General features: G+C 58.0%; 18 protein-coding genes, 1 tRNA gene, 2 rRNA genes and 1 pseudogene. 10 read left to right on the plus strand and 12 right to left on the minus strand.

The window, feature by feature from the left end; translation table 11 throughout:
* Window positions 1-380: 380 nt before the first annotated feature.
* The 3 genes from EYD00_RS20205 (at window position 381) to EYD00_RS20215 (ending at window position 3854) form a co-directional block, all read left to right on the plus strand.
* Window positions 381-3179, plus strand: a 23S ribosomal RNA gene (locus tag EYD00_RS20205).
* A gap of 264 nt (window positions 3180-3443) precedes the next feature.
* Window positions 3444-3558: ribosomal RNA gene (gene rrf / locus EYD00_RS20210) — 5S ribosomal RNA — on the plus strand.
* 219 nt (window positions 3559-3777) lie between these two features.
* Window positions 3778-3854: transfer RNA gene (locus tag EYD00_RS20215), tRNA-Met, on the plus strand.
* On the opposite strand, the gene EYD00_RS26440 is transcribed toward EYD00_RS20215, so the two are convergent.
* From EYD00_RS26440 to EYD00_RS20250, 7 genes and pseudogenes are all read right to left on the minus strand, one after another.
* On the minus strand, window positions 3833-4030 hold the full coding sequence (locus tag EYD00_RS26440) for a hypothetical protein (protein ID WP_045535705.1): 198 nt from the start codon (window positions 4028-4030) through the stop codon (window positions 3833-3835). The two genes, EYD00_RS20215 and EYD00_RS26440, sit on opposite strands and share 22 nt — an antisense overlap.
* Before the next feature lie 25 nt (window positions 4031-4055).
* A pseudogene (locus tag EYD00_RS26105) lies at window positions 4056-5082 on the minus strand (IS3 family transposase); the annotation flags it as partial.
* 191 nt (window positions 5083-5273) lie between these two features.
* On the minus strand, window positions 5274-6323 hold the full coding sequence (locus tag EYD00_RS20230; protein WP_034498460.1) for an ABC transporter ATP-binding protein: 1050 nt from the start codon (window positions 6321-6323) through the stop codon (window positions 5274-5276).
* Entirely contained in the window at window positions 6323-7369 is a 1047-nt protein-coding gene (locus EYD00_RS20235; RefSeq protein WP_034498459.1) for an NAD(P)-dependent alcohol dehydrogenase, read from the minus strand. Before EYD00_RS20235 ends, EYD00_RS20230 begins: the two co-directional genes overlap by 1 nt.
* Window positions 7370-7376: 7 nt before the next feature.
* Window positions 7377-8195, minus strand: coding sequence for a carbohydrate ABC transporter permease (locus tag EYD00_RS20240; protein ID WP_034498455.1), 819 nt, complete (start codon window positions 8193-8195; stop codon window positions 7377-7379).
* On the minus strand, window positions 8192-9055 hold the full coding sequence (locus EYD00_RS20245; RefSeq protein WP_004438055.1) for a carbohydrate ABC transporter permease: 864 nt from the start codon (window positions 9053-9055) through the stop codon (window positions 8192-8194). Before EYD00_RS20245 ends, EYD00_RS20240 begins: the two co-directional genes overlap by 4 nt.
* A gap of 67 nt (window positions 9056-9122) precedes the next feature.
* Window positions 9123-10373 carry an ABC transporter substrate-binding protein gene (locus EYD00_RS20250; RefSeq protein ID WP_004438056.1) on the minus strand — a complete coding sequence of 417 codons (1251 nt, stop codon included), beginning with the start codon at window positions 10371-10373 and terminating at the stop codon, window positions 9123-9125.
* A 135-nt stretch (window positions 10374-10508) separates the two neighbouring features.
* Here EYD00_RS20250 and EYD00_RS20255 point away from each other — a divergent pair, with 135 nt between their 5' ends.
* From EYD00_RS20255 to EYD00_RS20265, 3 genes are all read left to right on the plus strand, one after another.
* Entirely contained in the window at window positions 10509-11441 is a 933-nt protein-coding gene (locus EYD00_RS20255; RefSeq protein WP_004438057.1) for an AraC family transcriptional regulator, read from the plus strand.
* Window positions 11442-11593: 152 nt separating this feature from the next.
* Window positions 11594-12124: a lipocalin family protein gene (locus tag EYD00_RS20260; protein ID WP_004438060.1), complete on the plus strand. Its 531-nt coding sequence runs from the start codon at window positions 11594-11596 to the stop codon at window positions 12122-12124.
* Window positions 12125-12136: 12 nt separating this feature from the next.
* Window positions 12137-12838, plus strand: coding sequence for an SDR family NAD(P)-dependent oxidoreductase (locus tag EYD00_RS20265; protein ID WP_034498453.1), 702 nt, complete (start codon window positions 12137-12139; stop codon window positions 12836-12838).
* 104 nt (window positions 12839-12942) lie between these two features.
* On the opposite strand, the gene EYD00_RS20270 is transcribed toward EYD00_RS20265, so the two are convergent.
* On the minus strand, window positions 12943-14094 hold the full coding sequence (locus EYD00_RS20270; protein WP_051674210.1) for a glucoamylase family protein: 1152 nt from the start codon (window positions 14092-14094) through the stop codon (window positions 12943-12945).
* A 325-nt stretch (window positions 14095-14419) separates the two neighbouring features.
* Between EYD00_RS20270 and EYD00_RS20275 the strand changes: the two genes are divergently transcribed.
* Genes EYD00_RS20275 through EYD00_RS20285 form a run of 3 tightly spaced genes read left to right on the plus strand, consistent with a single transcriptional unit; the run spans window position 14420 to window position 18541 of the window.
* Window positions 14420-15079 carry an ABC transporter ATP-binding protein gene (locus EYD00_RS20275; protein ID WP_034498451.1) on the plus strand — a complete coding sequence of 220 codons (660 nt, stop codon included), beginning with the start codon at window positions 14420-14422 and terminating at the stop codon, window positions 15077-15079.
* The gene (locus EYD00_RS20280) at window positions 15076-17484 is read left to right on the plus strand and encodes an ABC transporter permease (RefSeq protein ID WP_034498449.1); all 2409 of its coding nucleotides are present in this window, start codon (window positions 15076-15078) and stop codon (window positions 17482-17484) included. Before EYD00_RS20275 ends, EYD00_RS20280 begins: the two co-directional genes overlap by 4 nt.
* Window positions 17474-18541, plus strand: a complete 1068-nt coding sequence (locus EYD00_RS20285) for a lipocalin-like domain-containing protein (RefSeq protein ID WP_034498446.1) — start codon at window positions 17474-17476, stop codon at window positions 18539-18541. Before EYD00_RS20280 ends, EYD00_RS20285 begins: the two co-directional genes overlap by 11 nt.
* A 69-nt stretch (window positions 18542-18610) precedes the next feature.
* Here EYD00_RS20285 and EYD00_RS20290 read toward each other — a convergent pair whose 3' ends face one another.
* The gene (locus EYD00_RS20290) at window positions 18611-19552 is read right to left on the minus strand and encodes a GlxA family transcriptional regulator (protein WP_197483830.1); all 942 of its coding nucleotides are present in this window, start codon (window positions 19550-19552) and stop codon (window positions 18611-18613) included.
* A gap of 121 nt (window positions 19553-19673) precedes the next feature.
* Here EYD00_RS20290 and EYD00_RS20295 point away from each other — a divergent pair, with 121 nt between their 5' ends.
* On the plus strand, window positions 19674-20468 hold the full coding sequence (locus EYD00_RS20295; protein WP_034498443.1) for an SDR family NAD(P)-dependent oxidoreductase: 795 nt from the start codon (window positions 19674-19676) through the stop codon (window positions 20466-20468).
* A 50-nt stretch (window positions 20469-20518) separates the two neighbouring features.
* Here EYD00_RS20295 and EYD00_RS20300 read toward each other — a convergent pair whose 3' ends face one another.
* The 3 genes from EYD00_RS20300 to EYD00_RS20315 form a co-directional block, all read right to left on the minus strand.
* The gene (locus EYD00_RS20300; protein ID WP_034498442.1) at window positions 20519-21013 is read right to left on the minus strand and encodes a 2'-5' RNA ligase family protein; all 495 of its coding nucleotides are present in this window, start codon (window positions 21011-21013) and stop codon (window positions 20519-20521) included.
* An 89-nt stretch (window positions 21014-21102) separates the two neighbouring features.
* Entirely contained in the window at window positions 21103-22227 is a 1125-nt protein-coding gene (locus tag EYD00_RS20305; RefSeq protein ID WP_034498440.1) for a zinc-dependent alcohol dehydrogenase family protein, read from the minus strand.
* 467 nt (window positions 22228-22694) lie between these two features.
* Window positions 22695-24254: a gamma-glutamyltransferase family protein gene (locus EYD00_RS20315; protein WP_034498601.1), complete on the minus strand. Its 1560-nt coding sequence runs from the start codon at window positions 24252-24254 to the stop codon at window positions 22695-22697.
* Window positions 24255-24302: the final 48 nt, after the last annotated feature.

The following is a 24302-nucleotide window of genomic DNA, read 5'->3' on the forward strand; positions in this document are numbered from 1 at the left end:
GTCTGGAAGCTTCCAGGTGTTTTGAGCCCTTGTGGTTTGAAACGTCCGAGCCCAGTCCCAGAGAAACCATGTGATGGCTTAGTCGGCCGGAATTGGTGGAGGGATTGGAGGTAGGTAGGAAAGCTTGTCCGAGGCATTTTTGTTGTTTGAAGGTTTAGGCCTTCATCTGATGGGAATGCTGGATTGATGTTGCCTGACCGCGCATCACCGGATGATATCTCGAGAAGCTGGTCTTAATGGTATGGCTTCGAGGTGCACCGGCGTGCCCTCAATGAAGACCGTACCGACACGTCGATGTCATCAGGAAAGACTTGATTGTAAAAGGTAATCAGGTTGCCGTTCCTTTGGAGCGGCTATGGATGAGCATAGACAATGAGAACGAAGAAGTGAATTAAGGGCATTTGGTGGATGCCTTGGCATGCACAGGCGAAGAAGGACGTGATACGCTGCGAAAAGCCGTGGGGAGCTGCGAATAAGCTTTGATCCATGGATCTCCGAATGGGGCAACCCACCTTAAATGCTTGGAAAATCCAGTCTGTTTTAACGAACGGCCTGGGTTTCCAAGCATTGTGATAAGGTATCTTACTTTCGAATACATAGGGGTAAGAAGCGAACGCAGGGAACTGAAACATCTAAGTACCTGCAGGAAAGGACATCAACCGAGACTCCGCAAGTAGTGGCGAGCGAACGCGGACCAGGCCAGTGGCAATGATGAATAAAGCGGAACGATCTGGAAAGGTCGGCCATAGAGGGTGATAGCCCCTTACGCGTAGAACAGTCATTGTCCTTGAGTAGGGCGGGACACGTGAAATCCTGTCTGAACATGGGGAGACCACTCTCCAAGCCTAAGTACTCGTGCATGACCGATAGCGAACAAGTACCGTGAGGGAAAGGTGAAAAGCACCCCGACGAGGGGAGTGAAATAGAACCTGAAACCGGATGCCTACAAACAGTCGGAGCCCGCAAGGGTGACGGCGTACCTTTTGTATAATGGGTCAACGACTTAGTGTAACTAGCAAGCTTAAGCCGGTAGGTGTAGGCGCAGCGAAAGCGAGTCTGAATAGGGCGATTGAGTTAGTTGCATTAGACCCGAAACCGAGTGATCTAGCCATGAGCAGGCTGAAGGTTGGGTAACACCAACTGGAGGGCCGAACCCATAACTGTTGCAATAGTTCGGGATGACTTGTGGCTAGGGGTGAAAGGCCAATCAAACTCGGAAATAGCTGGTTCTCCGCGAAATCTATTTAGGTAGAGCGTCGACCGAATACCCTCGGGGGTAGAGCACTGGATGGGCTATGGGGACTCACCGTCTTACTGATCCTAACCAAACTCCGAATACCGAGGAGTACTAGTCGGCAGACACACGGCGGGTGCTAACGTCCGTCGTGAAAAGGGCAACAACCCTGACCTCCAGCTAAGGTCCCCAAGTCATGGCTAAGTGGGAAAGGATGTGAGGATCCCAAAACAACCAGGATGTTGGCTTAGAAGCAGCCATCATTTAAAGAAAGCGTAACAGCTCACTGGTCTAAATAAGGGTCTTTGCGCCGAAAATGTAACGGGGCTAAAGCCATGCACCGAAGCTGAGGATTTGCAGCAATGCAAGTGGTAGCGGAGCGTTCCGTAAGTCTGTGAAGGCGGACCCGTGAGGGCTGCTGGAGATATCGGAAGTGCGAATGTTGACATGAGTAACGATAAAGGGAGTGAGAGACTCCCTCGCCGAAAGACCAAGGGTTCCTGCTTAAAGTTAATCTGAGCAGGGTTAGCCGGCCCCTAAGACGAGGCGGACACGCGTAGTCGATGGGAACCACGTTAATATTCGTGGGCCTGGTGGTAGTGACGGATCTCGTGTGTTGTTCAACCTTATTGGATTGGTTGGGCGGCGAAGAGGTTCCAGGAAATAGCTCCACCGTATAGACCGTACCCGAAACCGACACAGGTGGTCAGGTAGAGTATACCAAGGCGCTTGAGAGAACTATGTTGAAGGAACTCGGCAAATTGCACGCGTAACTTCGGAAGAAGCGTGACCCTTTTGTACGCAAGTATGATGGGGTGGCACAGACCAGGGGGTAGCGACTGTTTATCAAAAACACAGGGCTCTGCGAAGTAGCAATACGACGTATAGGGTCTGACGCCTGCCCGGTGCTGGAAGGTTAAAGGGAGGGGTGCAAGCTCTGAACTGAAGCCCCAGTAAACGGCGGCCGTAACTATAACGGTCCTAAGGTAGCGAAATTCCTTGTCGGGTAAGTTCCGACCTGCACGAATGGCGTAACGACTTCCCCGCTGTCTCCAACATAGACTCAGTGAAATTGAATTCCCCGTGAAGATGCGGGGTTCCTGCGGTCAGACGGAAAGACCCCGTGCACCTTTACTATAGCTTTACACTGGCATTCGCCAAGGCATGTGTAGGATAGGTGGTAGGCTTTGAAGCAGGGACGCCAGTTTCTGTGGAGCCATCCTTGAAATACCACCCTTATCTTCGTGGATGTCTAACCGCGGTCCGTTATCCGGATCCGGGACAGTGTATGGTGGGTAGTTTGACTGGGGCGGTCGCCTCCGAAAGAGTAACGGAGGCGCGCGATGGTTAGCTCAGACCGGTCGGAAATCGGTCGTCGAGTGCAATGGCATAAGCTAGCCTGACTGCGAGACTGACAAGTCGAGCAGAGACGAAAGTCGGTCATAGTGATCCGGTGGTCCCGTGTGGAAGGGCCATCGCTCAACGGATAAAAGGTACGCCGGGGATAACAGGCTGATGACCCCCAAGAGTCCATATCGACGGGGTTGTTTGGCACCTCGATGTCGACTCATCGCATCCTGGGGCTGGAGCAGGTCCCAAGGGTATGGCTGTTCGCCATTTAAAGCGGTACGTGAGTTGGGTTCAGAACGTCGTGAGACAGTTCGGTCCCTATCTGCCGTGGGTGTAGGAATATTGACAGGATCTGTCCCTAGTACGAGAGGACCGGGATGGACGTATCTCTGGTGGATCTGTTGTCCTGCCAAGGGCATAGCAGAGTAGCTATATACGGAATGGATAACCGCTGAAGGCATCTAAGCGGGAAACCAACCTGAAAACGAGTGTTCCCTATCAGAGCCGTGGAAGACGACCACGTTGATAGGACGGGTGTGGAAGCACAGCAATGTGTGAAGCTTACCGTTACTAATAGCTCGATCGACTTCTTCGTTCCCATTGTTCATGCTCATCAAGCGAAGCTTGATGATCTGTTCTGTCTTCACGCTGACGTGGCCTTCGGCCACTACGCTGCAGACGGCGCGCCAAACGATTGGCGACGGACTAGCGCCCTGTATGGGCGCCACGCTCGACCTCGAGCAAGGCAACATACGGATAAGTCACAGAAACGACGTGTAAATTAAATAGAGCCTTGAGCTCTCCAGCTTCTCGAAAACAACGTTCATGTGAAAACATGAACAATGTTGCGTTTTGCCGACCTGGTGGTTATCGCGGGGCGGCTGCACCCGTTCCCATTCCGAACACGGCCGTGAAACGCCCCAGCGCCAATGGTACTTCGTCTCAAGACGCGGGAGAGTAGGTCGCTGCCAGGTCTGCAAAACGCATCAAAATCTTCTCATCACATCCCTCGGCCCAGCCGAAAAAAAAGGGCCGCCAAAAGCGGCCTTTTGCAGTTTAAGACAAAACTTAAGGAAAACGCCAAGTGCGTCCCTTACAGGAGATAAATTGCTCCGCAATTTACTCCGGCAAAGATCCGTCGTCGCTAAAGCAACGACGTAACCGCGACATTCGGCCTTGCCGAATGCGCTGGACGCGGGGTGGAGCAGCCCGGTAGCTCGTCAGGCTCATAACCTGAAGGCCGCAGGTTCAAATCCTGCCCCCGCAACCAATACAACAATCCAAAACAAAACAGATAAACCACACCCAAAGCCACCCTTCACGCACAAGCACCCGCACTGAAACTTGCAAATTCGCCCATTCAAGTCGCTTCTCAAAAAGCTCCTCCGCGTAGCCGTCGAGGAGCTTTTTTTGTTTTTGCTGCGTGTCGATCTCCCCAGCTTCCATGACCTTTGACCTTGCCCCCCAAATTTTATCCAGTGTTGGGTTTGCTCCAACGTTTTTGGGTTGCTGTATTCTGGGAGGTAGCGGCGGGTTGCGGTGCGGAGCCATTCCGGCTGCGCAGCACCGCATCACGTCGCGTCGCGGGTTGATTGTCTGAGCGAAGAACTCGGCGGGTGTCAGCCACACGAGTCCAGAGTTTAGTCGATGATCGTTGTAATCGCTGCGCCAGTTTGAAGACCCAGATCGGGCCTGGATCAGTGACGAGAAGAGCGTTTCATTCAAGAACTCGTCTCGCAGCCGCCCATTGAAGCTCACGGATGAAGGCGTACTGGATCGGTTTGCCTGGCGCGATATAGTGAGGCAGCCTTGGTCCGATCTGTCCATTGCAGGATCGCCTTGCCGGTGAACTCGCTGCCATTGTCGCTGACGATCATCTTCGGCTTGCCCCGTCCCTCGATTATCTGCTCCGCCTCACGAGCGACCCTCAAGCCGGAAAGAGAAGTATCGGCGATGAGTGTCAGGCACTCCCTGGTACAATCGTCGACGACGGTCAGCACCCGGGACCTGCGGCCATCGGTGAGTTGAGCCGAGACGAAGTCCAGCGACCAGCGATCATCGGCGGCAAGCGGGATCAGCATCGGTGCACCTGCACCGATCGCGCGCTTGCGGCCACCGCGCTTGCGCACGGTCAGCTTCTCCCCCCGATAAAGCCGGAAGAGCCGCTTGCGGTTGACAAGGTACCCCTTCTGCCTGAGCAGCACATGAAGCCGCCGATACCCAAAACGGCGGCGTTCATTCGCCAGCGCCTTCGCTGCGCTTGGTTTCGAAACGGGTCGTCATTCGGCAGAAGCCCACGGCTTTACACGTCCGCCATTCACTCATCTCGTGGTGATCAATGAGATTTCCAATAGCTTTCCGGCTCGCTGCGGGCGTCACACTTCTTTGCCAAAAGGTCTTTCAAAGCCGCATTGTCTAGCATCGCATCCGCCAGGAGCCGTTTCAGCTTCGTGTCCTCGTCTTACAGCGTCTTTAGCCTTGGCTTCGGATACATCCATGCGTTCCCTGTGCGCCCGGACGACGCTTTCGCTTTTCGCTCTTTCTGCGTCACTTCGTTGAAATCCGGGTGCTTTCCGGGTGATCGACCGACGGATGGATGGGAGAAAGTGGAACCCGATGGACCGCCTGCGCTGCATCACAGGCGTTCCATTGCGCGGCACGCCGCCATCCTGGGCCAGTCTCACCACGGTTAGTTCAGTCTCAGGCCCGATCCGGGATCAAAGACGTGAATATCAGAAGAGGCGACTTCGACTCCGATTATTTCGCCAATTGCTGGTCGTATCTCGGCGGGCACGGAAATGTTGATCTCGTGGCGATCATTCTTGAGGCAGATAAGGCGTGTCTCGCCGTGGAACTCATTGCGCTCAACTGTTCCGCGAAACGCCTTGGCATCGTGGTTCAAGCGGAATGATCCCGGCCTGATCCCAACGGTGACCTCACCGGAGCGCAGACCAGCAGGGGCTGCAAACTTCACGAGATCGTCGCCGACGCCCTCCGGCGTCATCTGCAATTGCAGGAAATTCATGTTCGGAGTGCCGATGAAGCCCGCGGCAAAGATGGTTCGGGGTGTCTGGTAAATCTCTTCAGGCGTGCCCATCTGCTCGATCCGTCCGTCTTTCATGAGGACGATACGATCGGCAAGCGTCATGGCTTCGAGCTGGTCATGAGTGACGTAGATGCTCGTCGTTTTCAGGTCCTTATGGAGCCGTGCGATCTCAACACGCAGACTGCCCCGGAGCTTGGCGTCGAGGTTCGAAAGCGGCTCGTCGAAGAGAAAAACTTCCGGCGTCTTGATCATGGCGCGGGCAATCGCCACACGCTGTTGCTGTCCGCCCGACAGTTCCGTGGGCTTGCGCGCAAGGTAGACGCCAAGTCCCAGCGCATCGACCACGGGTGCAAGACGCTGTTCGATTGCAGACTTTCCAATACCGGCCCTCTCGAGCCCGAAGGTGATGTTTTCCCGTACGCTCATATGAGGGTACAGCGCATAATTCTGAAACACCATGGCGATGCCCCGGTCGCCGGGGTCGCGGTCGTTCATCCGCTCGCCGCCGATGAGAAGATCTCCGCCGGAAATTTCCTCAAGCCCGGCAATCATTCGCAGCATAGTGGATTTCCCGCAGCCTGACGGTCCGAGAAAGACGACGAATTCGTGGTTATCGATCTTGAGGTCAAAATCCCGCATGACCTCCAGCGAACCATAGACTTTCCGGATTCCCCGGCACTCGACGGTGGCCATCAATGCGTCTCCCCATTCATCACGATCTGCAGCTTCACATCTTCAGGCCGGCCTTCGGCCGCCCTCTCGAAAGCGGCAATCGATTGATCGAAGGCATAGGTGCCGGAGACCAATGGTTTCAGGTCAACCTTGCCGGCGGCAATCAGCGCCAATGCGCGATCGAATACGTTGGCGTAGCGGAAAACCGTCTCGATACGGCATTCGCGGAAGCAGGCTGCTGCAAGGTCCACGGCGACGGGTTCCGGCGGCAGGCCGACGATAACAACCGTTCCGCCTGGGCGGACGACCTTGAAGAGATCGCGGACCGCAGCCGGCGCGCCCGAGCATTCGAAGACGATGTCCGCTCCCCAACCTTCGGTTTCCTCATTGACCGTCTGAACGAGATCGGCCTCCTTCAGGTTGACACCGGTTATGCCGCCATAGCTTTCGGCAAGTTTGAGCTTGGTCGCGGAAATGTCCGAAATGATCACCCGAGAGCAGCCACCGGCCAGAGCGGCGAGCGCCACCATGATGCCGATCGTCCCGCAGCCGGTAACGACCGCGGTATCGCCAGGCGTGATGTTGGCCCGGGCGGCCGCCTGCATGCCCACGGCAAATGGTTCGACCATCGCCCCTTCGGCAAAGGAGACATTGTCCGGCAGCTTGTAGGTGAAACTCGCCGGATGAACCGTTTCGGGGCAAAGCACACCGTGCACCGGTGGCGTCGCCCAGAAGGTGACAGCGGGATCAACATTGTAGAGGCCGAGCCGCGACGCGCGAGATTTAGGATCGGGAATGCCGGGCTCCATGCAGACGCGGTCGCCGGGCTTCAAATGCGTTACATTGGCTCCGGTCTCGATGACGGTCCCCGCGGCCTCGTGGCCGAGCACCATTGGCTCATTGACGACGAAGTCACCGATGCGCCCGTGCGTATAATAATGCACGTCGCTGCCGCAGACACCGACGGTATGCAGACGAATGCGAACGTCATCCGGCCCCAATTGCTGAGAAATTTCGATGTCGCGCAGGGAAAGTTCGCCGACACGTTCGAGGACAAGTGCTTTCATGGGTCAGTCAACCTTGATCAGTTTTCTTGGAAAATGCGGCATTGAGGCCACCTGCAAGCACGCCGAGCAGGATCAGTGGCGGCAGCGACAAGAGGACGACGGCGGCGTTGAGGATGCCCCACGGCACGTTCATGCCGAGCTGCGACATTTCCGACGCGATGATCGGCAGGGTCTTCGCCTTCGAGGTCGTGAGCATCATGGCAAGCAGGAACTCGTTCCATACAAGAACGAATGAGAAGGCGACCGCGCCAAAGACCTGGAAACGGGCAATTGGCAGGGCGATGCGGAAGAACGTCGCATAGGGACCAAGTCCATCCACCCGGGCAGCCTCTTCAACGTGTAGGCTGACGCGCTCAAAAGCCGGCACGGAAAGCCATATGGTTATTGAAGCGGTGACGATGAGATAGGTCACGATCAGCGAAAGTCTGGTGTCGTAGAAATCAAGACCAAGCCAGATGACCAGCATGGGAATGGCGATCGCGACGGGCGGCAGGAAACGGAGCGACAGGACAAAAAACTGCGCTTCCGCCGTGATCCTGTTCTTGAATCGGGCAATCACATAGGCGGCGGGCACACCGAGTACTGCGCCGAGGACGACCGCACTCGAGCAGATGATCAACGAGTTGGTGAGCGCGCGCGCGACCGAACGGCGATTGAGCACATAGCTCATATTGTCGAGGACAGGCTGGAAGACGAGTTTAGGCGTCGATACCAGCAGGTCGGCATTGGTCTTGAAAGCGTTGAGCAGGGTCCAAAGCAGCGGCAGCACGACAAGTGCGGCGGCCAGAACCAGCAACACCCTGAGGAAGAAAGTGGAGACTTTCATCGGTTCAGCCTCTTCCACGTAAAGGTAAAGGTGACAATGGTCAGGACCATCATGATGACAGCCATGGAGGAGGCGTACGAAATCTTGCCGGCTTCGATGAAGCCCTGCGAATAGGCGTACATGTCCAGCGTCTCGGTAGAGATGCCGGGACCACCGCGCGTCATGACGTAGACGAGATCGAAGGAACGCAGGCTCTCGATAGCCTTGACGAGGAGCAGGCTGATCAAGGGCGCTTTCAGCATCGGAAGCGTTACAAAACGATGGATTTCGAAGCGGCTCGCGCGATCGATACGTGCGGCTTCCAGCGGCTGCGGCGGCAGGGATTCCAGAAGCTTCAGGATGATGACTGCAAAGAACAAACCCCACTGCCAGACATCAACGAAGGCAACGGCAAGAAGGGCGCCGAGGGGTGTCGACAGAATATCGGGCGTAATGCCGGTGAGTTCCCTGACCGGCCAGGTCAAGGCGCCGTAGAGCGGATGAAAGGCGAATTTCCAGACGAAAGCGGCGCAAACCCGTGGCAAAAGAACGGGAATGATGAAAAGCACGCAGAGAACGTTTCGTACGCGAGGGCTTGCGGCCTCGAACATCGCAATCCCGAGAGCAAGCCCGGTCACCATGGTCATTGAGACGCTGATGACCTCCCACTTGAACGACACCCAAAGCGCGTTCAGAAAACGTGCATCTGAAAACAGCGCGGCATAATTGGCAAACCAGACGTAGTCCGCGTCGGGCGCAGACAGCGTGCGGTTTTGCAAGGAGATGTTGATGGCGTAGACCGTCGGCACGAGCGCCAGAACGATCAGGATGCTGAGAGTGGGTCCAAGAAAGACGTAAGGCAGCGAGCGGCCGCGGCGCATGGCAGATCCTCGGGTGGGGAAAAGGGGGCGCGTCACTGGACGCGCCCTTCAGACGGCTTGGGAGGCGTCAGAGTTTGGCGGCGAAAGCTTCGAGTTCGTTGAGCGTCGCCTTGATATCGGTGCGGCTGCCGGTGATCAGCTCTTCGAGCATGATGCCCCACTGGTTGCCCAGTTCCTGCCAGCGCGCATCCTGCCAGAAGGTCACGGTGGTCTTTTCACCGGTCGCGGCCATGGCATCGGCAAGGTTCTGGCCGAAGGTCTTGGCATATTCCGGGCTCTGGTAGGTGCTGGTGCGCGTCAGTTCGCCCGGCTGGCCGGCGGCGAGGCGGCGTGCTTCCTGTTCCTTGGATGTCGCCCAGGCAACGAAGAGACCGGCGCAGGCCTTCTCCTCGTCAGTCTTGTTGGCCTTGGAAGCAATCGCAAAACCATGGGCGTAACCGGCGCCGGGCAGCGGCGACGGCGGAACCGAGAATGCCACCTTGTCCGCAACCTGGCTCTGGGCCTTATCGACGGACATGCCGCCAAGAGGTGCGGATTCGATGATGATCGCCACCTTGCCGGAGCGGAAAGCGCCGGTGGACTCGTCCCAGGAGCCGGTCTGCGTGCCCGGTGCGGAATATTTAAAGAGTTCGAGATAGGTCTCGGTCGCCTTTACGGCCGCATCGGAATTGAAGGCAGGCTTGCCATCCTTGAACCACTCGCCGCCATTTGCCTTGAAGAAGGGCATCCAGCGCCAGACATTGGCGCCTGAACCGCGCTGACCGCGCAGGGCAGTGCCGTAGACGCCATTGGCCGGGTCATGCAGCTTCTTCACGGCGGCAAAATATTCGTCCCATGTCTTTGGCGGGGCGATGCCCGCCTTTTCCAGAAGGTCGGTGCGATAGACCATCAGGTCGCCGCCGCCCTGTACCGGTGCAAACCACTCCTTGCCGTCGTAGGTCGCAGCGGCGCGCATGCCGGCGTCGAAGTCCTTGTAGTCGTATTCTGCCGGGTAAAAGCCTTCGAGCGGAACGATCCACTTTGACGAGGCAAAAAGCGCCAGATTGGCTTCGTCAACGTAATAGACGTTGAAGCTACCGACTGTCGAGGCGTCGGCCTGCGACTTTGCGCGGCGATCATTCTCGTTGAGATAGCTGATCTCGAAGCCTGCGCCGGACAGTTCTTCGAACTCATCGACATATTTTTCGAGAAGGGTCAGTCCGTCGCGCGGCTGTGCCAGAACACGCACGTCGCTCGTGCATTGTGCGGCGGCAAACGCGCTGGACGCGGCAAATAGGGCAACAACCGCGCAGCCTGCGCGGAGAGCATTGAGTGTCATGATGTCCTCCCTTGGTGGCAACTCCCGTGCCATCGACGCGTCCAGATTTGCGCAAGCGACGGGCGCAAACTAGTTGGCGTCAGTCACAGAACTGGTATTATCTTGACATTTGTGCGCCATAACATGAGCAGATGAATGCGTATTGCATCAGACTTTCCTCAATCAGTATCTGAGACCTTCACCGCCACGCGCGAGCAGATCGTCTTGCCCCGAGGCGCTTCCTATCTGATCCGCCGGGACGACTATCCCAACCCGATCTGCATCTGGAACTATCATCCCGAATGGGAAATTCACTTCATACCTGATGCTACCGGCTTCGCTTATGTGGGAGACTACATCGGTTCGTTCCGTCCGGGGCATCTGGTGCTCACGGGGACAAACCTTCCCCATAACTGGATTACACCGGGCGCGCCGGCCTTGCCCGGCCGTGACATGGTCCTGCAGTTCGACGCGGATGCCTTGATTGGCGTCCGCTCGGTCTGTCCGGAATTTGACGTGCTCTACCGACTGAAACCCCTGGCGCAACGCGGGATCGAGGTTCTGGGGGAAGACGCGTTCACTATCGGGGCAAAGATCCTCAGGCTGCATTCGGCAGGACACCGCGGCGGACTGGGCCTTTTTCTGGAAATCCTCGAGGATATCGAAACAGCCGCCGAGAAGCGGCTGCTCGCCAGCGAACACTTCATATCCGTTTATAATCAGGTGTCTGACCGCAGACATCGCAGGATCGATCAGGCGATCCAGATACTGCAATCGAATCCTGCCGCGCAAATGCGGGAAGTGGCAGAACTGGTCGGCTTCGAGCCCTCCGCATTTTCGCGTGCCTTCCGGCGCCTGACCGGCATGAACTTCTCCGACTATAGCCGTTCGGTGCGTGTGTGGCGCGCGAGAACCCTGCTTGCGGAGACCGAGACATCGATTACGGATGTCTGTTTCGAGGCGGGCTTCAACAACCTGTCGAACTTCAATCGCTACTTTCGGATGGAGATGGGGCTTACACCTCGAGCCTACAGAAAGGCCGCTCGCATCAGGGCGAAATCCGTTATCGCAGGACCATCAGCGAAATAGGGTTTGCCGATGGCCTGAACGGGCCTGCGTGTGCAACGCTTTCTGACGCGGATGCGTTCTATGCCGCCAGCGTTCGTCTTTCATCGCTGTGGGGTATGCCGCAAAGGCGGGCGGATACCTGGACCTATGGGCGCCATCAAGAGGAGGAGTTCATGCACACAGGTGTCAAGCAGCTGATCGCAGCGCTAACGCTTGCGGTTGCGCTATCGGCGCAATCCGCTTCCGCCGCCAGCCCAAAGCCGGTGCCGGTTGGGAGCGATCATTACCGCGGCAAGTGGCTTGAGATTGGCCGTATGCCGATGCTGCTCACGGACGGCTGCGTCGCCGGCTATTCGACATACCGGCAGGGCAGGGCTGCAAACGAGGTTCTGGTGGAAGACGGCTGCCGGGTCGACACTCCGCAGGGCCGGCTGAAAACCATCAGGGGCGTCGGCAAGATAGAGGACTTCGGTTCTGCGAATGCAAAGATGCGGGTTCGCTATCCTCTCCTCATCACTTTCAACTATTGGGTCCTGTATAAATCCCCGGACAAATCGTGGTTCATCAGCGCCAATCCCTCCACGGATGACGTGTGGATCTACGCCAGAAGCGTTCCCTCCAAAAGCAAACTTCAAAGAATGATCGCAGAAACGCGCAAGCTGGGTTACGACGTCAACAAGCTTGAGTTTCCAGCTCAGCGCTAAAGGACCCTGACGATGCTGCATTCCCTCGCAAATGGTTACAGGGCGATCGTGATAGGGGCATCCGGCGGCATAGGAGGGGCTTTGCTGTCTCTTCTTCAGACAGATCCTCGTTGCGCGCTCGCCCTGCCACTCTCGCGCAGCGGAGGTGATCTTGATACCATCGACGAGGCGAGTGTCGCCGGGGCTGTCAGCCGTCTGTCAGATCAGCGCGGCTCGTTCGATCTGGTCTTTAATGCAACGGGTGCGCTGACGATCGATGGCGTCGGACCGGAAAAGACGATCAAGGCGATTGATCCTTCCCAAATGGCCAAACAGTTCGCTGTCAATTCGATCGGACCAGCCCTGCTGCTGAAGCATTTTGCGCCGCTTCTGAAACGGGAGGAACGGTGCGTTTTTGCCTCGCTGTCCGCACGCGTCGGATCGATAGGAGACAACAGACTGGGCGGCTGGATTTCCTACAGGGCATCGAAGGCCGCCCAGAACCAGATAATCCGAACGGCGGCGATCGAAATCGCGCGTACCCATCCGCAGTCCATCGTGGTGGCGCTCCATCCGGGCACGGTGGATACTGACCTCTCGCAGGCCTTTTCAAAGGGCCGGGAGCGCTTTTCACCGAAACACGCCGCAGAAAGTCTCCTGGCAACGATAGATGGACTTACGCCCGCCCAGACAGGGCAGTTCTTCGCCTATGACGGCCGCAGGATAGAGTGGTAGGGCCGTGACAGCGGCGAAGGGAGGCGCAAAACACCTCCGTCAAGTGATTAAACTCTACCTCCCGGGGTCCGCTGCAGCCGATCATAGGAACTGGCAGGTCTCCGTTACCGCGACGCCAGGAGATCATCTGTTTCCCGGTACCTGTCCGTGTGAAAGCCCAGCTTTATCAAGCCACGGCTGACCTCCGCCGCATTCATGAATAAATCCCAGATCAGGCCGCTGCGATAGTTTTCCATCATAGCAACCACAGGCCCCTGATCGATGGCGAGATGGGTTTTTGAAACCCAGCCGGTGGACGGCTGGAAGGAATCCATCAGGCCGAAACGACCCCTTAGTGCGCCGCCACGCCATTGCAGAAAGCGCACAGCCGCCCGTATCGATCGAACCGGCAGGAACGGCATGCTGGAGAGCGCAGCCGTCGTGGCAATGATGCCATGGTCATCGGTTGGAGAATTGACGGCATACCCCTTCGGCCCGTCGCAGGCCGATAGACCCCATCCGTCTTCCGGCGCATAACGGGTGCTGCAATACCGATAGTTGATGAGGCTATGGGCATGGACCTGCTCGAGATAATCACTGCAATAGGCATCACCCAAACCGCGCGGATCGAGAGTGCAGAATGAATATTGCGACAGGAAGAGCGGACCTCCATACGGCTCGCCGAGCGGCAGCCTGACGCCAAGATATCTCGCGCCGTTTCTGATCTCGCCATCGCGCGCCCAGCCGGAGTGGTAGGAGAACGGGTTTATTGCATGCGCGGCCGATCCTGCCGCAAGAACGTAAGTGACCAGAGCCTCGTTCCATCCCGCAATCGGCAGGTTCTTCGCCCAGCCGAAGCGGGGGCTCCAATGCCAGTAGAGAGGGCCGGGCTTTCCCTGTGTAAACCAGTTCCACTCCACTGCCTCCACGATGTCGGTAACCGACCGGCGCAGATCCATTTCCGTTGATGTCGGCTCGTCAAAGAACTCGCGGGCGCAGATCAGTGCCTGAACCAGAAGTGCAGTCTCAACGAGATCGCCGCCGTCATCGAACTTCGCAAATGGAATTGTCTTTCCGCCGGAGCTGTGGACAAAATGCGGAAAAGCGCCATGAAATCGCTTCACCGCGCCGAGAGATCGCAGCATAAGGTTCGCCCGATCGATCGCCTCCTGCCGCGTAATCCAGGACCGGTGAACGCCGACAATGAGCGCAAGAAATCCGAACCCCACCCCCGATATGGATGTGATTTCGTGGATCGTCTGACCATCTGATCCCATGCGGTCCCTCGGAAGTCCGCTCTCGGGATGGCTGCCGGACCAGAAGTAGTCGAAGGTAGTGCGATGCAAGTCATCAAGTTCAGCAGAAAATTCGTCCGTCACCTCAAACCTCGAATGATCCGCAGCAAATCGCAACCACATCCGCAAACAGGCTTATCCGACTTGGTCATTGATTCCAAATACCCGTGGAAGTGGTGGACATCGTATTGGTAGACAAAATCGGGGCCGGCTTCTGTCTCGCGCCAAGGGAACATCGTCGGGTCAGCTTGGTTGAAATCTGTGACCACATCCGATCATATAAGATCAGTTAGAGACCAAAGCTCCCATGATCCTATCAATTTCCGGCCTCAGAAAGACCTATCAGACCGCCGAAGGGACGATACCGGTTCTCAATGGCGTTGATCTGAGCGTTGACGCGGGAGAGAGCCTTGCATTGACGGGAGAATCCGGCAGCGGCAAAAGCACGCTCCTGCATCTTGTTGGCGGCCTTGATCTGCCCGACAGCGGCACCGTCAGGGTGAACGGCCGTACGATCACCGATCTTAACGACAGAGACCGCGCAACATTTCGCCGGCATGACGTCGGTTTGATTTTTCAGCAGTTCAATCTGATTCCGAGCCTCGATGTCGGCTCCAATGTCTCTTTCCACGCAAAGCTCGCGGGCCGTTTTGATCGGACGTGGGAAAAGACACTGGTCGAAGCCCTGGGAATTGCGGCGCTCCTCGACCGTTATCCCGAGCAGCTCTCGGGAGGGCAACAGCAGCGGGTTGCGATCGCAAGGACGCTTGCGGCCCGGCCGCCGCTGATCCTTGCCGACGAACCGACCGGCAATCTCGACGAGAACACCGCAGATATCGTTATCGACATCATGCTGCGACTGACGACGTCAGCGAAAATCGCGCTTCTGCTCGTCACCCATTCCAGCCGGCTCGCCGCAAAACTTGATCGGCGCATTGCCCTCAGCGGCGGAAAGGTGTCGCAATGAACGCGACCGCCTTCAGTGCGCTGCTCTCGCACTGGCGCTACAGACCACTGCAATTCTTGATGCTCGTCATGGGCGTGGCGCTCGCGACAGCGCTATGGTCTGCCGTACAGGCCATCAATTCCGAAGCGCGTGCCAGCTATGACAGGGCGGCCTCGCTATTGTCTCAAAACCAGCTGGATCAGCTGGTCGCCAAAGACGGCGGCATGATAGCCTTGGAAACCTACGCCAGACTTCGCCGGGCCGGCTTGGATGTCTCTCCGGTCATCGAAGGTCAACACCGGTTCGGGACGACGCGTATCAGGCTGATCGGGATTGACCCGTTGACGATGCCCTCGGATGGATCGGTACTTCCCCCTTCGGACCGATCCGGCCTTATAGACTTCATGACCGCGCCCGGCGTTATGATCGTCTCACCGGCGACGGCCAGCGCCTTAAAGGATACGGCGGGTCTTGCCGTCAGACCGACGGCCAATATTCCCGACGGGGCGGCTTTTGTCGACATTTCCACTGCCGCCCGCATCCTCGAACGCAAAGGAGATCTCAGCCGGATCGTCATTTCACCCTCACAAGCAGTTGATCGTCAGGCAATCGCGGTTCTCGCACCGGACCTGACAATAAGAGAAGCGGGCGGGCGATCGGACGTTGCGCGGCTCACCGACAGTTTTCATCTCAACCTCACGGCATTCGGCTTCCTTGCTTTTGTCGTTGGTCTGTTTATCGCCTATTCCGCAACCGGTCTGTCATTCGAGCAGAGGCGAGGCACCTTCAGAACCTTGAGATCGCTCGGCATCTCGCTCGGCTCACTCACGGTGATGCTCGTTTTTGAAATTACGCTTTTTGCCCTCTTGTCCGGCGCCTTTGGCGTCGTTCTCGGCTATGTCATCGCTTCTGCACTTCTGCCAGGGGTTGCCGCGACGCTCAGTGGGCTTTACGGGGCGAGCGTTTCAGGCTCACTTTCCATCAGGCCTGAATGGTGGCTGGCTGGTCTAGGCATGGCGCTGATCGGGACGTGGCTTTCCTCGCTGCAACATCTATGGCGTGTCTGGCGGATGCCGATATTGTCCGCGGCGCATAGCCGGGCATGGACAATGGCATCGGTCAGGGGGCTGGTGCTACAGGCAACAATCGGCACATTTCTGATCGTGCTGTCCGGCCTGCTTGTCTGGACTGGCAGTGGGCTCCTATCCGGATTTGCGGTTCTGGCCGCGCTGCTGCTCGGCGCGGCATTCATTCTTCCTCCTTTTCTCTCCTTTGCCATGAAGGCAGGCGAACACGTTTCCCGACACATACTGGTGCGATGGTTCTTTGCAGATACGCGTCAGCAATTGCCCGGGCTCTCCCTTGCTTTGATGGCATTGCTGCTTGCGCTATCGGCCAATATCGGCGTCGGCACGATGGTCTCGAGTTTTCGAGAGACATTTCTGGGTTGGCTCGATCAGCGACTTGCAGCAGAGGTTTACGTGACAGCGCGAGACGAGACGGAAGCCGAGAAGCTACGCCAGTGGTTTCCTCAACATACACGCGCGGTTCTGCCCATCTGGAGCAGCCGTGGTGACGTTTCAGGCGAACAGGTGCAGATTTTTGGTGTCGCCGATGATCCTACCTACAGGGATCATTGGCCGTTGATCCTTCGCTCGCCTGCGACCTGGGATGAAATTGCGAGCGGCCGGGGCGCAATCGTCAATGAGCAGTTGTGGCGGACCGGCAAGGCTTCACCTGGCCAGAAAATCCAATTGCCAGGTGGCTGGAGCGCCACCGTCGTCGGCGTATTTTCGGATTACGGCAATCCGTCCGGACAGGTGATTATCGGCATTGATGCTCTTGTTGAGCACTATCCGGATGTCGAAAAACTGCGATATGGCCTTCGCCTTGCGCCGGAGGAGGTGGCGGATTTTCGACGCAGCCTGATGGACGAGTTCGGCCTGCCGGAAGCCAATATCGTTGACCAGGCATCTCTTAAGCGGCAATCCGCAGCCATTTTCGAGCAGACCTTTACGGTGACGGGCGCCCTGAACGTCCTGACGCTCGGCGTTGCCGGTTTTGCGATGTTTTCAAGCCTCTTGACGCTCGCCTCACTCCGGTTGCCGCAACTGGCCCCGGTCTGGGCGCTCGGACTTCGCCGTCGTGATCTGGCGTGGCTGGAGTTTATCCGCACACTCGCTTTGTGGTTCATAACTTTCGTGGCCGCCATTCCCGTCGGGCTTGCTTTGGCCTGGGTTCTCCTCGTGATCATCAATGTGGAAGCGTTCGGATGGCGGCTGCCGATGATCGTCTTCCCGATGGAATGGCTGAAACTGGGCCTTGTCGCCCTCGTGGCCGCCATCATGTCGGTTTTGATCCCGGTCCGGCGATTGGCGAAAACGACACCCACGGACCTTCTCAGGATATTTGCCAATGAACGCTAGGCCCATCATTCGTCTTTTTTTCGTCTGTTGTCTTCTCGCGCCGGTGGCATCGGTAGCGCAGGGTTTCGCCGGACTGGGGTCGAATGCGGAAGGCTTCAGCGTTCCACGACGAGGCGTGCCGCTGGTTTTTCCACGGGAGCATGGGCCGCATCCGGACTTCAGGATCGAATGGTGGTACGTCACCGCAAATCTCCAGACCGCCGACGGTGAGCAGCTAGGGGCTCAATGGACGCTTTTTCGTTCGGCGCTCCAGCCCGGCGAGCGGGCAGGATGGGCGGATCCGCAGATCTGGCTGGGCCACGCCGCCGTGACAACCGCCAGCCGCCATTATGTTGCCGAAAGACTGGCGCGCGGCGGCATTGGACAGGCGGGTGTCGGGGTCGCTCCTTTTAAGGCGTGGATAGATAATTGGGAGATGAAGACGGCAGTGACCGGACATGCCGACCCTCTCGATAAAATTGATTTGAACGCCAGCGGCAAAGGTTTTCATTATCAGCTCAAACTTCAGGCGAACGGCCCGTTTGTTCTGCAGGGGGACAGGGGCTTTTCGGTCAAATCAGCCGCCGGGCAGGCCAGCTATTATTATTCCCAGCCCTTCTACGAGGTCAGCGGCAACGTCGTTCTTGAGGGCCGGGTCCTACAGGTGACAGGCAAAGCCTGGCTCGATCGTGAGTGGTCATCCCAGCCCCTCGCTTCCAATCAGACGGGATGGGACTGGTTTTCCCTCCACCTCGCATCCGGCGAAAAGGTGATGGCGTTCCGGCTGAGAGATGACGAAGGAGCTTATACTTCTGCCAACTGGATTTCGGCCGATGGCACGACCTCGCCGGTCGATCCCCGGGAGATACAGATTTCGCCCTTGCGGACCGAAACGGTGAACGGCAAGGCGGTTCCGGTGGAATGGAACCTGAAGATTCCAAGCCGGGGTCTCGACATCAAAACGACGGCGCTGAACGAGCAGGCATGGATGGCGACCTCGACCCCTTACTGGGAGGGACCAGTCGAATTTACGGGAACGGCCTCGGGACGAGGCTACCTGGAAATGACCGGTTATTGAACTCGGCTCTAAAGCGTCCGGGGTCTCACCCGGGGGGAAAGGGCACTTATCTCTCTTCAGACTATTTAATCAGGCGGTCCTTGCAAGCCGCCTGATGGTTTGCGGCGGTTGTCCATACTGCCGCATGAAGGCATCGCGCATGCGCCGAAGATCGACGAAGCCACTTTCGCGCGCGATCTGATCCATCGGGTGCCGGGTCTCCTCGATCATCAGGCGAGCTGCCTCAAGGCGGATTTGCTCCACGGCCTTGGCGGGTGTCTGGCCGGTTTCGGCATGAAACGCACGGCTGAACTGGCGGGGCGAGAGTGCCGCGACCTCAGCCAGTTCCTCGACGGTCAAAGGGTTGGCAAGATGTGTCTTCGCATGGATCAGCGTCTTCTGGATGCGGTCACTGCTGGGTGCAAGTTGAAGCAATTCAGAATGTTGCGACTGACCGCCGGCACGGCGATGATGCATTACAAGTCTTCGGGCTATCGCGCCTGCCACATCGCGTCCCAGATCTTTTTCGATCAGTGCCACTGCGAGATCCAGGCCGGCGGTCAGGCCGGCCGATGTCCAGACCGGTCCCTCGTTGATGAAGATGCGATCGTCTTCAACGCGCACCTTTGGGAAGGACCTGCGCATCTCCTGCGCATAGGACCAGTGGGTGGTTGCGCGCCGTCCGTCGAGAAATCCCATTTGCCCAAGCAGAAACGATCCGGTGCAGAGCCCTGCGACCCGCCGCGATGCCCTGGCCATTGCGCGCAAGGTGGCAAGCGTTGCTTCATCCTGCTGCGGAGGCGGAAGGAGGCCTGCCAGAAGAAGCAGTGTATCCACCTGTCCCACCTCATCGAGTTTTGTGGTCGGCACGGAAAAACCGCTAGACGACATGACGGGGCCACCTTCGACCGAGGTGATCGAGAGCGTATAATAGGCTTCATCCCTCAACACATTGGCCAACTCGAAAGCTGCCTGGACGCCCAGCGCGAGAAACTGGAAACCCGGCGTCAGCACCATGGAAATATGAGGCACCCGTTCCTCCTATCCTGTGTCTTAAAAACGTAGTTTATACGTCATATCGGACAAATGTCATCTGGTCCATAACGTCCGTGTCGAAAGCGATGGCGCTTTCCCCCGAACAAGGAACAGACCAATGACCACAAAGGGAACTGCACTCATCACCGGCGCCTCAACCGGCATCGGCGCAATCTACGCTGACCGTCTAGCCGCGCGCGGTTATGACCTGATCCTTGTAGCCCGAAACGGGGACAAGCTGCAGTCGCTCGCCTCTGAGATATCGAACAAGACGGATCGTGTGGTTGAAGTGCTTGCCGCCGATCTGGGCGATACGGCCGATCTTGCCCGCGTTGAAAAAGTGCTGCGTGAAGACGCCGGCATCACGGCGCTGGTCAACAACGCCGGTATCGGCACCCACACGACGCTGCTGGAAAGCGATGTCGATCGCATGGAAGCCATGATCCGGCTCAACGTGACCGCTTTGATGCGCCTGACATACGCGGCAGTGCCAGGCCTGGTGGCGCGCGGCGGCGGCACGGTGATCAATATCGCTTCGATCGTTGCGGTTGCGCCAGAACTGCTCAACGGCGTTTACGGTGGTACCAAGGCTTTTGTGCAGGCGTTTACCACATCGCTCAATCACGAACTCGCAGACCGTGGCATCCGGGCGCAGGCCGTCCTGCCCGGTGCCACCCGGACCGACTTCTGGGCAATCGGAGGCCTGCCGGTCGAACATCTTCCCGACGAGATCGTCATGCAGGCCGAGGATATGGTCGATGCCGCGTTGGCCGGGCTCGATCAGGGGGAAACCAGCACCATTCCCGCGCTCAGGGATGTCGAGCTATGGCACGCCTATGAGGCGGCACGTCTCGCGCTCGGCCCTCAGCTTTCCGCCACCCGGCCGGCAACGCGTCTGATCGCGGCAGCCTGAAACGTCCGCCCTTTATGGTTTGAGACATTCGGAATCTTCGTCGCAGCGTGTCAATCGGTGAACGGCACGGTGGCCTCCCTTTCCCAGGGGGCACCGAGATATCTCCACAGGTCAAGCCCTACAATCGTGATGTCGTGGGGCGAGAAGCCATCTGTAAGCGTGCGATAAAGCTCGTTTGCCTTCGCTCGCGAAGCCTTGTTTTGAACCGTGATGTGCGGTCGCCACGCCTGCATGTCTTGGGAGCCAAGCCATTGGACGAAATCGCTCCGCAGGGCACCACGAACCGAGTTCAGCGTCGCGCTTTCAATCGTGAACGCGACGCCAGCACCGAGATGACGGACACCGCTGACTTGGGCCGAAATCACGCTGGTACCTTTCGCAATGGATCGTAGGCTCTCGCCAATTACGTCCACATATTCGCCCGGCAGGCGGTAAAACATCGTCAGATGCGCCCGCAGGAAATTCCGGTCCTGCGGGAAATATTGCTGACGAAGCAGATCGAAGGGCATGAGATCGTGCTCTGCGATGCGGGCTGTCAGGATCATCGGATGGCGTGTCTTCAAATTAGCGGATCCGGGCTTGTCGCCCGGGTTTCCGAAGCGATCTCGGTGGCAGTGGCATCCCGTCGCAGCTCCTAGAACTCGATGACCTGGCGTACGGCGCTTCCGTCATGCAGGCGGTCGAAACCTTCGTTGATATCCTCGAGCTTGAGCCTTGAACTGAGCAAACGGTTCACCGGCAGCCGCCCATCACGGTAAAGCGCGATGAACCGCGGAATATCGCGGACGGGCACACAGGTGCCGATATAGCTGCCTTTGAGTGTCCTCTCCTCGGCAACCAGTTGCACGATGTTCACCGGCAGGGTCGCGGACGGCGGCGGCAGGCCTGCGGTCACGGTCGTGCCGCCGCGTTTGGTCATCCTGAAGGCATTTTCGAGAGCGCGAATGGAACCGGCCATCTCGAATGCGTAGTCAGCGCCACCGGAGGTAAGCTGTCGAACCTGTTCGACGGCATCTTCATCGCGGCCGTTCACCACTGCTGTCGCGCCAAGTTCACCGGCAAGCGCCAGCTTTTCCTCTGAGAGATCGACGGCGACGATCTTGCTGGCGCCAGCCGCCCGGGCTCCCAGCACTGCGGCAAGACCGACGCCACCCAGCCCGATGACGACGGCAGTTGAGCCGGCCTTTATCTCGGCCGTATTCACGACTGCGCCCACGCCCGTCAGAACCGCGCAGCCGAAAAGCGCGGCTTCCACAAATGGCAGGTCGCGGTCGATCTTGATAAGTGAATTGCGCGAAACGACGGCATATTCGGCAAAAGCGGATACCCCGAGATGATGATGGACGGCTTGACCGCGATAATTCAGCCTCATCGCGCCGCCGACAAGTGTTCCTGCTGCGTTGGCCGCAGCACCCGGTTCGCAAAGCGCTGGCCGACCTTCCGCACAAGGCAGACAATGCCCGCAGCTCGGCATGAAGACCATTACGACGTGATCACCCGGTTCGAGGTCCCGGACCCCATCCCCAAGGGCCTCGACAACGCCGGCTGCCTCGTGCCCCAGCGCCATCGGCATTGGCCGGGGCCTGTCACCGTTGATGACGGAAAGATCGGAGTGACAAAGGCCGGCGGCGCGGATGCGAACGAGGACTTCGCCGAGGCCGGGCTGCGAAAGTTCGATTTCCTCAATCGCAAGAGGCCTGCTTTCGCGGTAAGGAGGAGACACATTCATCCTCTGCAACACAGCTGCTTTGACCCGCATTATTCCCTCCTTCACCGACTTTCCCCAGAAATACACGATATCCGTCCACCAGTAATGCAAGGAGTGGCATAAACTGTTTTGAATTGGATTGACCAACCCGTCCGGCGTGCAAAAACCGCCGAGGAGCGTCGTCTTGTCCCGTATAGCCAGCGCGGTCTGAACGCGACGGTTTCGACGGCGAAACGCGCTCCGCGCGGCCTTTGCGCGTGGACGCGAAAGCAATGGCCAGATGCTACAGACCTGCTTTGGAGCAAGGCAGTGAACACTCCGCTCGATATCGACGGATACGGCGGTAGAACTGGGTGCGCTCGATCCCGAAATGAGCGCCCGCTCAATCACGAGTTTCGAAGAACAGTGGCAAGATCAGGATTTGCTCTTCACGAAAATCGCGCCGATGGCAGGAAAACCATTCGATACTCTTTGAGACCAAGGAGGACGCCATGAGAGCTGCTGCTTGATCACGGAAACTACGTTGCTGATTTTCGATCGGTGTAAACATACATGGCAACGCCTTCACCACGTGGATCGTGGGATCCAAGAATCGTTTCTTGATCCTGGATGCAGATGACGCCCGCCTGTCCGAAAATCGGCGACAGTGCCGGCAGTGGCAAGACGTCATGCCCAAGCGCAGTCAGTCCCCCGATAATGTTCGCGTCAGGCGACTGCTCGACTTTCAGGCTGTGATGCACGTCGGAAAATGTCTTGCCAAGCAGAAAACGAGGTTGTGCCAAAGCCTGTTCGGGCGTCATGCCGTAGTCGAGCAGGCCTGTGAGCACCAGCGACAATGTCTGCGGCTGGCCATCTGCCCCTTGCGTTCCGTAAAGCAAATAGGGGGATCCATCCTTGAACGCGATGCCCGGGTTGAGGGTATAGAAGGGCCGCTTTCCAGGCTTTATGGCGTTCGGATGGCCGCTTGCAACCGAAAACGCCGCGCCGCGGTTCTGCCAGATGACGCCGGTGTCGCCAACGACCACGCCGCTGCCCCAGTCGAAATATGTGCTCTGAAGCACGCTTGCACAGCGCCCCTGCTCGTCGGTTGCCGCGAAGAAGACCGTGTCACCATGCTGGTAAGCATGAGGCCATTCGAGCGCCCGCTCGTGGTCGATGGCCTGAGCTTTCTTCTCAAGCCGGGTTGGGTCAAGAAAGCCGGGAGAGTTGCCGTCGGCGAAATCCGGGTCGGCGATATGTTCGCGATCGAGGAACGCCTGTTTCACGGCTTCAACCAAAAGATGGTACCGCGCTGCGCTTGATGGCGGTAGTGACGCCAAATCCAGCCGGGACAGAATGCCAAGGATCGCAAGTGTGGAAAGCCCCTGCGTCGGCGGGGGCGGGGCGAAAAGCGTTACGCCGCGATAGTCCTGCGACACGGGTTCCGCATCGCGGGTGCGGGTGAGTTGCAAGTCGACAGCAGTGATCGGCGAGCCCAGCGAAGCCATCGCCTCTCCAAGGCGGCGCGCCAACTCTCCCTCATAAAAGGACCGATAGCCATGCTCGGCGATGTGCCGAAGGGTTCGAGCGAGCGGATGTTGCGTGAAAATGCCCATGCTTGCTGGATGATCAAACGCGGCTGCGAAACCCGGCCATTGGGCTATTTCGGGGCGTCTGAATTCAAGCCAGAAATCTTGTGTGTTGCCCGGCTGGTATCCGTTTTCCGCAAAAGCTATTGCGGGCATCAGAAGATCGGAAAGCTGCTCGCGGCCTTGCCAATGCTGCTGTCCAAACGCCAGGGCATGACCCCAGCTATCTACCGCGCAGGCGGTCGTTATCATGGAAGAGGGGCCGCGCAGCGGGATTGCCGTCTGATAGTCGGGAAGGACCGCCGCGGCCTGACCTATTCCCAGAAAGGACCGGCGGAGGCCCTGCTTGTCGGCGACCAGCCATACGGCATCGCCGCCCAGACCGCAAAAATGCGGCATCACCACCGCAAGTGCCGCAGCGATCGCAACGGCCGCCTCGATAGCATTGCCGCCACGTCTTAGTACCGCTGCGCCGGCTTCGCTTGCCAGGGGATGTGGACTGGTGACCATTCCCGGCAGGGCAGCTTCCGGCACAGGTAGCGACATGATATTTCCTCT

It is taken from the genome of Agrobacterium sp. 33MFTa1.1 (genome assembly GCF_004328495.1).
Classification (GTDB): domain Bacteria; phylum Pseudomonadota; class Alphaproteobacteria; order Rhizobiales; family Rhizobiaceae; genus Agrobacterium; species Agrobacterium pusense.